The organism is Rathayibacter sp. PhB151 (assembly GCF_004366415.1).
GTDB lineage: Bacteria > Actinomycetota > Actinomycetes > Actinomycetales > Microbacteriaceae > Rathayibacter > Rathayibacter festucae.
Window position 1 is genome coordinate 47,107 of sequence record NZ_SOEN01000010.1, and the last position, 13,836, is coordinate 60,942.

A 13,836-nucleotide genomic window follows, 5' to 3' on the forward strand; every position below is an offset into this window, starting at 1 on the left:
TCGTCACCGGGCCGGCCGGCACCCGTCGGCAGGGAGGAGCTCAATACGCCCCGTCCCTCGCCAGGACCGCGCGCGCGGTCTTGAAGAGAATGACGATGTCGCCGGTCATCGACCAGTTCTCGACGTAGTAGAGGTCGAGGCGGACGGTGTCCTCCCACGACAGGTTGGAGCGTCCGCTCACCTGCCAGAGGCCGGTGATGCCGGGCTTCATCAGGAAGCGGCGGTGCACGTGCTCCTCGTACTGCTCCACCTCGCGCGCCAGCGGCGGGCGGGGGCCGATCAGCGACATGTCGCCGCGGAAGACGTTGAGGAACTGCGGCAGCTCGTCGAGGCTGAAGCGGCGCAGGACGGTGCCGACCTTGGTGACCCGGGGGTCCTTGGCCATCTTGAACAGGATGCTGTTGCCCTCGTCGCGCTGCTGGGCCGCGAGCTCGGCCAGCCGCGCCTCGGCGTCGACCACCATCGAGCGGAACTTCAGCATCTCGAAGGTCGAGCCGTTCAGCCCGATCCGCTCCTGGCGGAACAGGATCGGGCCCGGGCTGGTCGTCTTCACCAGCACCGCGACGACGATCAGCACGGGCGCGCTGAGGATGATCAGCATCGTCGACGCGGCGATGTCGAAGAGCCGCTTCGCGAAGCGCTGGCGGCCGTCGAAGCGCGGGGTCTCGACGTGGATCAGCGGCAGGCCGGCGACCGGCCGGGTGTGGATGCGCGGGCCGCCGATGTCGGTGAGGCTCGGCGCCACGACGAGGTGCTCGCGGCCGGGCTCGAGCGTCCAGCTGAGCTCGCGGATGCGCTGCGGGGCCAGCTCGTCGGAGCTCGTGACGACGACGGTGTCGGCGCCGGTCGCGTCCATCACGGCGCGCACGCCGTCGATCCCGGAGAAGCCGTGCAGCGAGAGGCCCGCCAGCTCGGCCTCGCTCGTGAGGGCCTCGGCGCCGCCGACGGAGGTGGAGACCGCGCCGACCAGCTTGTAGCCGGCCTCGGTGCCGCGCCGGAGCTCGCGTGCGGTGTGCAGCACGCTCGCGCGGGAGCCGAGCAGGACGACCTGGCTGGAGAAGCGGCCGACCCTGCGCTGACGGGTCAGCCAGGAGCGCCAGATCAGGCGGCCGACGCAGATCAGCAGGATCCCGGCGGGGAACGCCGTGATGATGTAGCCGCGCGCCAGCAGGATCTGCAGGAGGTAGGCGATGATCGCCACGATGCCGAACAGCCAGATGGAGGCGTCGACGATCCGCCGGTACTCCACGTAGCCGGTGCCGACGATGCGGCGGTCGCGGGTGTCGAAGACCTGCAGGGCGAGGAGCCAGCCGATCGAGAGCACGACGGACACCCAGGTGTAGCTGACGGCGATGTCGACGGGGTTGTTGAAGCCCACGTCGGAGTTGAGGTTGAGATCGAACCAGAACAGCTGCGTGCCGAAGACCGAGACGAGGATCGCGACGACATCGGTGGCGAGGAGGCGCCGGCGGTAGTCCTGCTCCCAGGACGGGCGGCGCTTCGGCGGAGTGTCCTGCGAAGCCATCGAACCCCCCGGTCTCGCGTGCTGCGTCGGAAGGCCTGCGTGCGTTTCCGGTGATGTCACGCCCGCAAGGCTACCCACTTCCCTGTTTCATCTGGGTCACACCCGGTGAGCGGACCTCGACACTGCTAGCCGCGCAGCCGGCCGCGGCTCTCCTGCAGGTAGCACGAGCCGCAGAGCGACTCGTAGGTGACCTCGGCCCCGTCGATGGCGACCTGGTCGCCGTCGAAGACGAATCGGCCGTCGACCACCCGGCCGTTGAAGATCGCCTTCCGCCCGCAGCGGCAGATCGTCTTGAGCTCCTCGAGGCTGTGCGCGATCTCGAGAAGCCGCCTGCTTCCGGGGAACGCGGCGGTCCGGAAGTCGGTCCGGATGCCGTAGGCGAGGACGGGGACGTTCTCGAGGATCGCGATCCGGAGCAGGTCGTCGACGTGCGACTCGGGCAGGAACTGCGCCTCGTCGACGAGCAGTGCGCTGACGTCGCGGGCCGTCTCGGCGAGCACGCGGGCGCGCGCGGCGGAGAAGACGGCGACCGGATCGCCGTCGGGCTCGAACAGGATGTCCACCGGACGGGTCACGCCGAGGCGGGACACGATGAGCTCGTCGCCCTTGGTGTCGACGGCCGGCTTCGCGAGCAGCACCCGGTGCCCGCGCTCCTCGTAGTTGTGCGCGGCCTGCAGGAGCGAGGTGCTCTTGCCGCTGTTCATCGCGCCGTAGCGGAAGTAGAGCTTCGCCATCAGGTCCTGTCTCTGCTCGTGGGCGGGCGGTGCCCGCGGACCGCGCCCGGCGCGGTCGTCGTGGTCGTGGTGGTCGTCGTGGTCGTCGTGGTCGTCGTGCCGTCGGCGGTCGTGCCGGTCACTCGAGGAGGCCGTCCTCCGCCGCCCGCCGGATCAGGTCGGCGCGCCGGCTGGCCGGGCGGCCGATCTTGGCGTACTTCTGCCGGACGCGGCGCAGATAGGTCTTCGCCGTCTCGAACTGCACGTTCATCCTCGCGGCGACCTCGGGAGTGCTGGCGCCGGCGACGTAGTGGCGCAGCGCTTCGAGCTCCCCCGCACTCAGCCGCGGACGCTGCTGCGCGGCCACCCCGATCGGCAGCGGGCGCCACTGCGAGGCGGACCCCGCGGTCGAGCGCATCGCCATGGCCGAGCGCGCCGCCTCCATCACGTCCTGCATCGACTGCGCCTTGGTGAGGTGCCGGGCGGCGCCGGCCCGCAGCGAGCGCTCGCGGATCTCGTCGTCCTCGCGCTCGGCGAGGACGATCACGGTCGCACCCGCGGCACGGCAGGTGCGAATCCGCGCCTCGATCGAGATCGGCTCGCTCAACTCGAAGTCCATCAGGACGACCTGCGTCGGGAACACCGTGCTGGTGACCAGCTCCATCCAGGTGCCGGCGCTGACGACGAGCTCGAAGTCGGGGGCGTTCGCGGCGATCCAGCTGCTCATGCTGTCCAGGAGCAGCTCGTGGTCGTCGAGGATGCCGAGCCGGACCGGTCGCGCGCCGCCGTCGGCGGAAGGGGTCTCGGCGGACCGGGACTCGACGGACCGGGACTCTGCGGCCCGGGCGGAGGAGCCGGTCGTCGGCTCACCGGGGCGAGGGAGCATGCGACGATCCTAGCCGCGGGGCCGGATCGCCTCCGCGGGCCTCTCAGAACAGCGTCGGCTGGCCCACGCCGGGCAGCATCGAGGCGCCGTCCTCGCCCAGCTCGCGGAGGATCAGACCGCCGCCGCGGAGACCGGCGTGCCGAGCGGGCTCGTCGCCGTCCTGCGGGTGGCCGTGCTCGCCGCCGAGGGTCCGCAGCACACCGAGCGAGGGCAGCGCCGAGGCGCCGCGCGCGGTCGGCCCGAGCGCGGAGGAGCGCATCGAGCCGGTCGCCGGGTCGGCCTCCCCCTCCTCCAGCCGGTGGTCGCGCATCAGCGGGCGGATCCGCGCGGACAGCCAGCGGCGGTACTCGGCGGGCGCGTAGGCGGAGCGCCCGGGGTAGAGGGAGCGGTAGCGGTCGAGCAGCTCGGGGTGCTCCTGCGCGAGCCACTGCAGGAACCACTCCTTGACCCCGGGCTTGAGGTAGAGGGTGGAGTACATGATCTTGCTCGCCCCCGCTTCGCGGCAGGCGCGGAGCGAGGCGTCCAGGTGGGCACGGGTGTCGGTGAGGAACGGCAGGATCGGCATCAGGAAGACCGAGCACTCGAAGCCCGCCTCCCGGGCGGCCGTGACGGTCGCCAGCCGGGCCGCGGCGGACGGAGCTCCGGGCTCGATCGAGCGCTGCAGATCCTCGTCGAACACGGCGATCGAGACGCCGAGGTCGACGGGCACGTGCTCGGCCGCCTCGCGCAGCAGCGGCAGGTCGCGCCGGAGCAGGGATCCCTTGGTCAGAATCGAGATCGGGGTGCCGGAGGCGGCCAGCGCGGCGATGATGCCGGGCATCAGCCGGTAGCGGCCCTCCGCCCGCTGGTACGGGTCGGTGTTGGTGCCGAGCGCGACGGGGTGCCGCTCCCAGCTCGGCCGGGCGAGCTCCCGGGTGAGCACCTCGGCGACGTTCACCTTGACGACGATCTGCGAGTCGAAGTCGCGCCCGCCGTCGAACTCGAGGTACTCGTGGGTGGGCCGGGCGAAGCAGTAGGTGCAGGCGTGGGTGCAGCCGCGCATCGGATTGATCGTCCAGCCGAACGGCATCTTCGACGAGGAGTGCACCCGGTTCAGCGCCGACTTGGCGAGCACCTCGTAGAAGGTGATCCCGTCGAACTCGGGGGTGCGGACGGTGCGGACCAGCTCGGTGAGCTTCACCAGGCCCGGGAGCGCGGCCTCGTCCGCCGCGCCGATCGCCTGTCCGCTCCACCTCATGCATCCATTAGAACATGTGTTCGAACGTGTCGGGTGGAGTCATGCCGGTCGAGTAGCCCAGAAGCGGCGTATCGAGACCCGCCGTCCTCAGCAGGTCGGGTCTGCAGACCCGTCTTCTGATGGGGGTGGATCTCGATACGCCCGCTGTGCGGGCTACTCGATCAGCATGGATGCCCTCAGACGGACGAGGTGATCATCACGCGATCAGTGCACTGGGCACCCCGAGGAGCGCGCCCGCGGCGCTCAGACCGAGGCGCGGAGCGCGAGCGCCTCCGACGTGGCGGCGACGGTGCGCTCCGCCGTCTCCGGGGCGTCGTTGAGGGTCGAGCCGTAGCTCGGCACGAGCGAGCGGATCCGCGGCTCCCAGGCCTTCATCCGGTCGGGGAAGCAGCGCTTGACGATGTCGAGCATGATGGGCACCGCCGTCGAGGCGCCGGGCGAGGCGCCGAGCAGGCCGGCGATCGTGCCGTCGGCGCCGGTGATGACCTCGGTGCCGAACTGCAGCACGCCGCCCTTCTTCTCGTCCTTCTTCATCACCTGGACGCGCTGGCCGGCGGTGATCAGGTACCAGTCCTCGGAGCGGGCGGTGGGCAGGAACTCCCGCAGCGCCTTCATCTTCTTGTCGCGGCCGGCCAGCACCTCGCCGAGCAGGTACTTCATCAGGTCGAGGTTGTCGCGGGCGACGGCGAGCATCGGGCCGATGTTGTGCGGGCGGATCGACAGCGGCAGGTCGAGCCAGGAGCCGCGCTTGAGGAACTTGGGGGTGAAGCCGGCGTACGGGCCGAACAGCAGCGAGGCCTGGCCGTCCACGACGCGGGTGTCGAGGTGCGGGACCGACATCGGCGGGGCACCGACGGCGGCCTTGCCGTAGACCTTCGCCTGGTGCCGGGCGACGATCGCCGGGTTGTCGGTCCGGAGGAACTGCCCCGAGATGGGGAAGCCGCCGAAGCCCTTGATCTCGGGGATGCCGGACTTCTGCAGCAGGTGCAGCGCACCGCCGCCGGCGCCGACGAAGACGAAGCGGGCGACGATCTTCTTGGGCGTGCCGCCGACCTTCTGCTTGAGGTCCAGGCGCCAGGTGCCGTCCTTCTGCCGGGTGATGCCGGTGACCTCGTGGCCGGTGTCGAGCGTGCCGCCGTGCGCGACGACGTGGTCGAAGAGCTGGTGGGTGAGCGCGCCGAAGTCGACGTCGGTGCCGGCCGGGATGCGCGTCGCGGCGTAGGGTCCACCGCCGGCGGGGCGCTGCTCCATCAGCAGCGGCGCCCACTCGTGGATGGTCTTCGTGCTCTCGGTGAACTCCATGCCGGCGAAGAGCGGCTGGTCCTTCAGCGCCTCGTAGCGCTTCCGGAGGTACTCGACGTTGGCCTCGCCGTGCACGAAGGTCATGTGCGGAGCGGAGTTGATGAAGCTCGAGGGCTCGCGGATGTCACCGGCCTCGACCAGGCTCGACCAGAACTGGCGCGAGATCTGGAACTGCTCGTTGATCTGGATGGCCTTGGCGGGGTCGACGGAGCCGTCGGCCGCCTCGGGCATGTAGTTCAGCTCGCAGAGGGCGGCGTGGCCCGTGCCCGCGTTGTTCCAGGGGTTCGACGACTCCTGCGCCACGTCGCCGAGGCGCTCGTAGGCGGCGATGGTCCAGTCGGGCTGGAGCTTGGTGAGGAGTGCACCGAGGGTGGCACTCATGATGCCCCCACCGATGAGGGCGACGTCGACCGGTTCCGAGGAGTTCACGAGAGTCGAGTTTACCGTCGGGCGCCGGGCGGCAGGCGGGCCGGGGGCCCGCTCCCCCATCAAATTGACGGCTTTTCCCGTCGGCGGGCGGCGGCGGCGGCCGCTGGTCGGACACGGGGGTCTCGATACGCCGCTGCGCGGCTGCTCGACCAGCATGCAACCGCCGCGACGCGCAGGCGGGCACTCCATGCTGATCGAGCAGCCCTCGCAGAGGGCGTCTCGAGATCCGCGCCGGGTCAGGCGACGGGCTGCTTCGCCGCGATCAGCTCGGCGATCTGCACGGCGTTGAGCGCCGCGCCCTTGCGGAGGTTGTCGTTGCTGATGAAGAGGGCGAGGCCGCGGCCCTCGGGAGCTCCCTCGTCGGCGCGGATGCGGCCGACGTAGCTCGGGTCGCTGCCGGCGGCCTCGAGCGGCGTCGGCACCTCGCGCAGCGCGACTCCGGGGGCGTCGGCGAGCAGCTCGCGGGCGCGCTCGGGGCTGAGCGGCGCGGAGAACTCGACGTTGACCGAGAGCGAGTGGCCGGTGAAGACCGGCACGCGCACGCAGGTTCCCGAGACCAGCAGGCCGGGGAGCTCGAGGATCTTGCGGCTCTCGTTGCGGAGCTTCTTCTCCTCGTCCGTCTCGTTCAGGCCGTCCTCGACGAGGCTGCCGGCGAACGGGATGACGTCGAAGGCGATCGGCGCGACGTACTTGTCCGGCGCTGGGAAGGCGACCGCCGAGCCGTCGTGCACGAGGTCGAGCAGGTGCTCGTCGGCGACGGCCGCGCGGACCTGGCCGGCCAGCTCGTTCGCGCCGGCGAGCCCGCTGCCGGAGACGGCCTGGTAGGTGCTGACGATGAGGCGGGTGAGCCCGGCCTCCTGGTCGAGGACCTTGAGGATCGGCATCGCGGCCATCGTGGTGCAGTTCGGGTTCGCGATGATGCCCTTCACGGCCTGCTCGATCGCGTGCGGGTTGACCTCGCTGACGACCAGCGGGACCTCGGGGTCCATCCGCCAGGCGCTGGAGTTGTCGATGACGACGGCGCCCGCGGCGGCGAAGCGCGGTGCCTGCGCACGCGACCCCGTCGCTCCGGCCGAGAAGAGCGCGACGTCGAGCCCCGAGGGGTCGGCGGTCTCGGTGTCCTCGACCACGATGTCCTGGCCGCGGAACGGCAGGGTGGTGCCGGCCGAGCGGGCGGTCGCGAAGAAGCGGATCGACGCGATCGGGAAGTCGCGCTCCTCGAGGAGGCGGCGCATGACGGTGCCGACCTGGCCGGTGGCGCCGACGACTCCGACGTGGAGGGGGGTGCTGCTCATGCTGGGCTCTTTCGTCCGTGGGCCGCTCGCGGGAGGAGCGGCACGAAGGGGGTGCTGGCGGGAGGGCCGGGGCGGGCTCCCCGGAGACGGTACCGAACGACGGCGGAGTCGCCGGGGCCGGGAGGTGCGATCGGCGGGATCGCGAGGGCGAACGGCGCTCAGCGACCGGTGCCGGCGTAGACGACGGCCTCGTCCTCGGCGTCGAGGCCGAAGGCGGTGTGCACGACGCGGAGGGCGTCGTTCACCGTGTCGGCGCGGGTCACGACCGAGATGCGGATCTCGCTCGTGGAGATCATCTCGATGTTGATCCCCGCCTCGTAGAGCGAGCGGAACAGCTTGGCCGAGACGCCCGCGTTGGTGCGCATGCCGGCACCGACGAGGGCGAGCTTGGCGATCTGGTCGTCGTACTGCAGCGACTCGAAGCCGACCTCGTCCTTCTCGGCGTTGAGCGCCGTGAGGACGGTCTGGCCGTCGGCCTTGGGCAGCGTGAAGGAGATGTCGGTGCGACCGGTCGCGGCGGCGGAGACGTTCTGCACGATCATGTCGATGTTCGAGCCGGTCTTGGCGACGATCGTGAAGATCTGCGCGGCCTTGCCCGGGATGTCGGGCACGCCGACGACGGTGATCTTGGCCTCGTTGAGATCGGCGGCGACTCCGGCGATGATCGGCTCTTCCACGGGCTGTCCATTCTTCTCGGTGCTTCCGGGGGCGTCCTCGCCGGGCACGGCGTTGTAGACGATGGTGCCCTCGTTGGGGCTGAACGACGAGCGCACGTGCAGGGTGACGCCGTGGCGGCGGGCGAACTCGACGGCGCGGATGTGCAGGACCTTCGCGCCGGCGGCGGCGAGCTCGAGCATCTCCTCGCTGGAGATGCGGTCGAGCTTGCGGGCCTTCTTGACCACCCGCGGGTCGGCGGTGAAGACGCCGTCGACGTCGGTGTAGATCTCGCAGGTGTCGGCGCCGAGGCCCGCGGCGAGCGCGACGGCGGTGGTGTCCGAGCCGCCGCGGCCGAGGGTGGTGATGTCCTTGGTGTCGCGGTTGAAGCCCTGGAAGCCGGCGACGATGACGACCGCGTTCTCGTCCAGCGCGGCGCGCAGGCGGACCGGGGTGATGTCGACGATGCGGGCGGCGCCGTGCTGGGCGTCGGTGATCATGCCGGCCTGGCTGCCGGTGAAGGAGCGGGCGTCGTAGCCCATGCTCTTGATCGCCATGGCGAGCAGCGCCATCGAGATCCGCTCGCCGGAGGAGAGCAGCATGTCGAGCTCGCGCGGCGCGGGGATCGGCGTGACCTGGTGCGCCAGCTCGAGCAGGTCGTCGGTGGTGTCGCCCATCGCGGAGACGGCGACGACCACGTCGTTGCCCGCCTGCTTCGTCGCGACGATGCGCTTCGCGACCCGCTTGATGCTCTCCGCGTCGGCGACGGAGGACCCGCCGAACTTCTGGACGATCAGGCTCACGCGCTACTCCCGGGTCAGTGGCTCGGGCCGTGGCGACCCGACGCAGGAGTCTACCGGCGGGCGCATGCGCGAGGGGTCATGTTGCGGCGGCGCCTGTGCGGGTGTCCTCCGGGCCCTTCGTGGCGCGCCCGGCACGCGGAACCGGCTCCGGCACGCGGGAACGGGCGGATTCGACGAGCCGGGGGTGGTTCCGCGAGCCGGAGGCCCGATCCTGGGACGTCCGGCACGCGAAAACGGGCCCGGCACGCCAGGACGGACCGGAACCACGAGCCGGAGGTAAATCCGCGAGCCGGAGATCCGCTCCGGAGACGTCCGGCACGCGGAAACCGGCCCGGCACGCCGGAACCGACCGAAACCACGAGCCGGAGGTAAATCTGCGAGCCGGAGATCCGCTCCGGGGACGCCCGGCACGCGGAAACAGGCCCGGCACGCCGGAACCGACCGGAACCACGAGCCGGAGGTGAATCCACGAGCCGGAGGCCCGCTCCGGAGACGTCCGGCACGCGGAAACAGGCACGGCACGCCGGAACCGACCGGAACCACGAGCCGGAGGTGAATCCACGAGCCGGAGGCCCGCTCCGGAGACGTCCGGCACGCTCCGGGGACGCTCGGCACGCGGAAACCAGCCCGGCACGCCGGAAACCACCGAAACCACGAGCCGGACGTGAATCCACGAGCCGGAGGTCCGGTCCGGGGACGCTCGGCACGCGGAAACCGCTTCGGCACGTCCGAATCGGCCGGAATCGCGAGCTGGAGGTGATTCCGCGAGCCGGAGGTGGGTGCAGGCGGGGCGGGTGCGACCGTGTCAGTTCTCGACGAGGCGGCGGCCCTCGAAGGCGCGGCCGAGGGTGATCTCGTCGGCGTACTCCAGGTCGCCGCCGACGGGGAGGCCGGAGGCGAGGCGGGTGATGCGGATGCCGAGGGTGCTGAGCATGCGGGAGAGGTAGGTCGCGGTGGCCTCGCCCTCGAGGTTGGGGTCGGTCGCGATGATGACCTCCTGGACCTCGCCGTCGGCCAGGCGCTGCAGCAGCTGGCGGATCCGGAGCTGGTCGGGGCCGATGCCGTCGATCGGGCTGATCGCGCCGCCGAGCACGTGGTACAGACCGCGGAACTCGCGGGTGCGCTCGATGGCGGGGACGTCCTTCGCCTCCTCGACCACGCAGATGACGGCGCGGCTGCGGCGCGGGTCGCGGCAGATGCCGCAGGTGGCCTCCTCCGCGACGTTGCCGCAGATGTCGCAGAAGTGCACGCGGTTGCGCAGCTCCAGCAGGATCTCGGCGAGACGCGTGACGTCGAAGGTCTCGGTCTGCAGGATGTGGAACGCGATGCGCTGAGCCGACTTCGGGCCGATGCCGGGGAGCCGGCCGAGCTCGTCGATCAGCTCCTGGACGATGCCTTCGTACATGCGGTCGCCTCCTCTCGGGATGCGGATTCAGGGGTGAGGAGAGCGGGAGCGAGGAACGGGGCGAGGGTCATGCGCCGGTCACCCGCGGACCGCGCGGGACGTGCGGCTGCTCCTCGATGAACTGGGCACCGAGGATCTCGCGCACCACCGCCTCGCCGTAGCGCTGGCGGCCGTCGGCCGTGGCCGAGCGGGTGGTGCGGGTGACCGGGCGGGGGGCCGGCTCGGGCCGCTCCCGAGCGCGAACCGGCGCAGGTGCGACGGGCGCCGGGGGCGCGGACGGCTCGCCGGGGGGCGCGACGGTCGCCCAGGAGTCGGGCATCGGCGGCTCGACCGGCGGCATGTCCTCCTCGGGCGGCTCCTCGTCGAACGGCGGCTCGTCGTCCGAGGGGCCGGCCGACGCGGCGGCCGGGCGGGCCGGGGGCTCCTCCGCGGGGACGACCGGGGCGGAGCGCGGCGACGGGGCGAGGACCGGCACGTCGGTCGGCTCGGGAGCGACGACCGTCTCGATCGCGGGCTCGGCGGCGACCTCGGCGGGGGCCGGGTCGGCCGGGATGGCGACCGTCGCCCACTCGTCGGGGTCGCTGGGGGCGGTCGCCGCCGCGGGCTGCTGCGCGGCGGACTGCTCGACGGCGGGCGTCGGGGTCGCCTCGACGGCGGCGCGCTCGGCCTCGGGCGCGGTCGCGCGGGGCTCGACGCGGGCGATGTACTTCACCCGGAGGCCGAGGACCTGCTGGATCGCCTGGCGCAGGTGCTCGCTGACGCCGGGCTGACCGGCGCTGCCGGCCATCTTGAACGAGTCGACGTCGTTCTGGCTCGGGAAGGAGAGGGTGAGGACGTCGTCCTTCAGCGCCCGCACCTGTGCGGTGTAGGCGACGAGCCAGGCCGTCATCCGAGCCTTCTGCACGACCTCGAGGATCTCTGGCCAGCTGTCCTTCATCCGCTGCAGGGTGACGCCGCCGGGCTCGTCCGCCGCGGAGGGGTGGGGCGCCGGAGCGGGCGCGGCCGGGCTCGGAGTCGCGGCGTCGGCCTGCCTCGAGTCGGCGGGAGTCGAGTCGGCCGGAGTCGAGTCGGCGGCGGCACCCGGGACGGCGTCGGGCGCGGATGACGGCGAAGCCGCGCCGGAGCCGGCGTCGGCCGACGCCGCGGAGACGACCGGGGCCTCGACGCGCGGGGCCGCCGCGATCGACTCCGGCACCGACTCCGGCGTCGCGGCGTGCGACGGGAGGTGCGGCTCGGGCATGCGCGACTCGGGTGCGCGGGTCTCGGGTGCGCGGGAGGCGGCGGCACGGGACTCGGGCGCGCGCGGCTCCGGAGCACGCGAGTCGGCGGAAGGCCGCGTCGGTGCCGGGGCGGCCTGCGACGGCGCCGGCACCACGACGGACGCCGGGGCGGCCGCCGCGCCGGAGCCGTGCACCAGCGTGCGCGCGATCATCAGCTCGAGGTGCAGCCGCGGTGAGGTCGCGCCCGTCATCTCGGTGAGCGCGTCGTTCACGATGTCGGCGATGCGGGAGAGCTCGCCGAGGCCGAGGGCGCGCGACTGGCCGGCCATCCGGTCGAGCTCGTCCTGGGACACGCCCCGCAGGACCGCGGAGGCCGCGCCTCCGGTGGCGGCGACGACGATGAGGTCGCGCAGCTTCTCGAGCAGGTCCTCGACGAAGCGACGCGGGTCCTGGCCGGTCTGGATGACCCGGTCGACGGCGCCGAACGCCTCGGCGGAGTCGTGCTCGGCGAGCGCGTCGACGACCTCGTCGAGCAGCGCGCCGTGGGTGTAGCCGAGCAGGGCGACCGCGCGCTCGTACTCGACCGTCTCGTCCTCGGAGCCGGCCATCAGCTGGTCGAGGAGGGAGAGGGTGTCGCGGACCGAGCCGCCGCCGGCCCGCACGACCAGCGGGAGCACGCCCGCGGCGACACTCACCTTCTCGCGCTCGCAGAGCTCCTGCGTGTAGTCGAGCATCTGCGCGGGCGGGACGAGCCGGAACGGGTAGTGGTGCGTGCGCGAGCGGATCGTGCCGATGACCTTGTCGGGCTCGGTCGTCGCGAAGATGAACTTCACGTGCTCCGGCGGCTCCTCGACGATCTTGAGGAGCGCGTTGAAGCCCTGCGGCGTCACCATGTGCGCCTCGTCGAGGATGAAGATCTTGAAGCGGTCGCGGGCCGGGGCGAAGATCGCCCGCTCGCGCAGGTCGCGCGCGTCGTCGACGCCGTTGTGGCTCGCGGCGTCGATCTCGACCACGTCGAGCGAGCCCTGGCCGTCGCGGCTGAGCTCGACGCAGCTGTCGCAGACGCCGCACGGGGTGTCCGTCGGGCCCTGGGCGCAGTTGAGGCAGCGGGCGAGGATGCGCGCCGAGGTGGTCTTGCCGCAGCCGCGCGGACCGCTGAAGAGGTAGGCGTGATTGACGCGGTTGGTGCGCAGCGCCGTCATGAGCGGATCGGTCACCTGGGACTGGCCGATCATCTCGGCGAACGTCTCCGGCCGGTACCGGCGATACAGGGCTGCTACCACCCGACAAGAGTAGCCGCGACCTCCGACACCGGACGCGGGTCGCCGGAGCCGCCGCCTCCCGTAGCCTCGAGGCCGTGACCGGCCGCCCCAGCACTCCCCCGTTCGACGCCGTCGTCCTCGCCGGCGGACGCGGCGAGCGCCTCGGCGGCGCGGCCAAGCCGCTGCTCGAGCACGACGGCTCGACGCTGCTCGCGCACGCGCTGACCGCTGTCGCCGGCGCCCGGCGCGTCGTGGTCGCCGGACCGGAGGAGCTCCGGGGCGGGGTCGGAGCGGCGCTCCTCGTCCGGGAGGAGCCGGAGTTCGGCGGACCGGTCGCCGGTCTCGCGGCGGCGCTGCCCCTGCTCGCGCGGGACGACGCGGCCGGCTGGATCGCCGTCCTCGCCGCCGACCTCGTCGATCCCGCTCCGGCACTCGATCGGCTGCTGGCCGCCGCCGCCGCGGATCCGGCGGCCGACGCCCTGCTCGCCGTCGACGGGGACGGACGCGCGCAGCTCCTCCTCGGTCTGCACCGCCGAGCCGCACTGACCGCCGCCGTGACTGGGCTCCCCGCGGTCGACGGCGCCTCCGTCCGCGCGCTCCTGGCGGGGCTGGCCGTGCGGCTCGTCGAGGTGCCGGCCGGATCGACCGCGGACGTCGACGACCGCGCCGACGCCCGCCGCCACGGCATCGCCGTGCCGGGCGCGGAGAGCGCGCCGGGCGCAGGATCCGAACCGGGCGCAGACTGAACGCGTGACCCACGACACGAACGCGACCCCTTCCTCCGCCCCGGACGCCCGCGAGGACACCGCCGCTCTGCTCGCCGCCTGGTGGGACGAGCTGAGCGCCGCCCTCGGCCTCGCCGATGTTCCGGTCGAGCGCGACGCCCTGCTCTCCCTGGCCGGCGACGCGGCGCACGGCGTGGTGCGGCCGGCCGCTCCGCTGACGACGTTCCTCGCCGGCTACGCCGCGGGACTGCGGGGCGGCGACCGGGCGGCGCTCGACGCGGCGGTGCGGACGTCGCTCGAGGCCATTCGCATGCGAACGCACAAATCCTGAGACGCTACTCCCTCCCCCTCGATCCGGCACCAGGGTCCGGGCGTACGGT

The 13,836-nt window shown here is 72.5% G+C and carries 12 protein-coding genes; 2 read left to right on the forward strand and 10 right to left on the reverse strand.

What is annotated here, in order from left to right:
* Positions 1-40: 40 nt before the first annotated feature.
* The 10 genes from EDF35_RS17290 to EDF35_RS17330 all read right to left on the reverse strand — a co-directional run bounded on the left by EDF35_RS17290 (position 41) and on the right by EDF35_RS17330 (position 12,752).
* A complete protein-coding gene (locus EDF35_RS17290; RefSeq protein ID WP_123733622.1) occupies positions 41-1,525 on the reverse strand; it encodes a sugar transferase in 1,485 nt (494 codons plus the stop codon).
* A 125-nt stretch (positions 1,526-1,650) separates the two neighbouring features.
* Positions 1,651-2,259, reverse strand: a complete 609-nt coding sequence (locus tag EDF35_RS17295; RefSeq protein WP_123447696.1) for a thymidine kinase — start codon at positions 2,257-2,259, stop codon at positions 1,651-1,653.
* Positions 2,259-2,381, reverse strand: a complete 123-nt coding sequence (locus EDF35_RS21445) for a hypothetical protein (protein WP_279587532.1) — start codon at positions 2,379-2,381, stop codon at positions 2,259-2,261. The genes EDF35_RS17295 and EDF35_RS21445 overlap by 1 nt, the downstream gene beginning before the upstream one ends.
* Positions 2,378-3,124, reverse strand: a complete 747-nt coding sequence (locus tag EDF35_RS17300) for a response regulator transcription factor (protein WP_133963241.1) — start codon at positions 3,122-3,124, stop codon at positions 2,378-2,380. Before EDF35_RS17300 ends, EDF35_RS21445 begins: the two co-directional genes overlap by 4 nt.
* Positions 3,125-3,167: 43 nt before the next feature.
* Positions 3,168-4,361 carry an Rv2578c family radical SAM protein gene (locus EDF35_RS17305; RefSeq protein ID WP_133963242.1) on the reverse strand — a complete coding sequence of 398 codons (1,194 nt, stop codon included), beginning with the start codon at positions 4,359-4,361 and terminating at the stop codon, positions 3,168-3,170.
* Positions 4,362-4,604: 243 nt separating this feature from the next.
* Positions 4,605-6,152: a malate:quinone oxidoreductase gene (locus EDF35_RS17310; RefSeq protein ID WP_133963243.1), complete on the reverse strand. Its 1,548-nt coding sequence runs from the start codon at positions 6,150-6,152 to the stop codon at positions 4,605-4,607.
* Between the two features lie 176 nt (positions 6,153-6,328).
* Positions 6,329-7,387, reverse strand: a complete 1,059-nt coding sequence (locus EDF35_RS17315) for an aspartate-semialdehyde dehydrogenase (RefSeq protein ID WP_133963244.1) — start codon at positions 7,385-7,387, stop codon at positions 6,329-6,331.
* Positions 7,388-7,545: 158 nt separating this feature from the next.
* The gene (locus EDF35_RS17320; protein ID WP_123447701.1) at positions 7,546-8,844 is read right to left on the reverse strand and encodes an aspartate kinase; all 1,299 of its coding nucleotides are present in this window, start codon (positions 8,842-8,844) and stop codon (positions 7,546-7,548) included.
* Positions 8,845-9,649: 805 nt separating this feature from the next.
* Positions 9,650-10,249, reverse strand: coding sequence for a recombination mediator RecR (gene recR, locus EDF35_RS17325; RefSeq protein WP_123447702.1), 600 nt, complete (start codon positions 10,247-10,249; stop codon positions 9,650-9,652).
* Between the two features lie 67 nt (positions 10,250-10,316).
* Complete coding sequence (locus EDF35_RS17330; RefSeq protein WP_133963245.1) at positions 10,317-12,752, reverse strand: DNA polymerase III subunit gamma and tau; 2,436 nt, start codon at positions 12,750-12,752, stop codon at positions 10,317-10,319.
* Positions 12,753-12,826: 74 nt separating this feature from the next.
* Here EDF35_RS17330 and EDF35_RS17335 point away from each other — a divergent pair, with 74 nt between their 5' ends.
* Together EDF35_RS17335 and EDF35_RS21055 are read left to right on the forward strand one after the other, a co-directional pair.
* The gene (locus EDF35_RS17335; RefSeq protein ID WP_133963246.1) at positions 12,827-13,477 is read left to right on the forward strand and encodes an NTP transferase domain-containing protein; all 651 of its coding nucleotides are present in this window, start codon (positions 12,827-12,829) and stop codon (positions 13,475-13,477) included.
* A 4-nt stretch (positions 13,478-13,481) separates the two neighbouring features.
* Positions 13,482-13,787: a DUF6457 domain-containing protein gene (locus tag EDF35_RS21055; RefSeq protein ID WP_208323094.1), complete on the forward strand. Its 306-nt coding sequence runs from the start codon at positions 13,482-13,484 to the stop codon at positions 13,785-13,787.
* Positions 13,788-13,836 lie beyond the last annotated feature (49 nt).

What these genes read in the sequence shown, in the direction of transcription:
- EDF35_RS17290 (WP_123733622.1), bottom strand. Translation starts at nt 1,525, where the DNA reads ATGGCTTCGCAGGACACTCCGCCGAAGCGCCGCCCGTCCTGGGAGCAG.
- EDF35_RS17295 (WP_123447696.1), bottom strand. Translation starts at nt 2,259, where the DNA reads ATGGCGAAGCTCTACTTCCGCTACGGCGCGATGAACAGCGGCAAGAGC.
- EDF35_RS17300 (WP_133963241.1), bottom strand. Translation starts at nt 3,124, where the DNA reads ATGCTCCCTCGCCCCGGTGAGCCGACGACCGGCTCCTCCGCCCGGGCC.
- EDF35_RS17305 (WP_133963242.1), bottom strand. Translation starts at nt 4,361, where the DNA reads ATGAGGTGGAGCGGACAGGCGATCGGCGCGGCGGACGAGGCCGCGCTC.
- EDF35_RS17310 (WP_133963243.1), bottom strand. Translation starts at nt 6,152, where the DNA reads ATGGGGGAGCGGGCCCCCGGCCCGCCTGCCGCCCGGCGCCCGACGGTA.
- EDF35_RS17315 (WP_133963244.1), bottom strand. Translation starts at nt 7,387, where the DNA reads ATGAGCAGCACCCCCCTCCACGTCGGAGTCGTCGGCGCCACCGGCCAG.
- recR (WP_123447702.1), bottom strand. Translation starts at nt 10,249, where the DNA reads ATGTACGAAGGCATCGTCCAGGAGCTGATCGACGAGCTCGGCCGGCTC.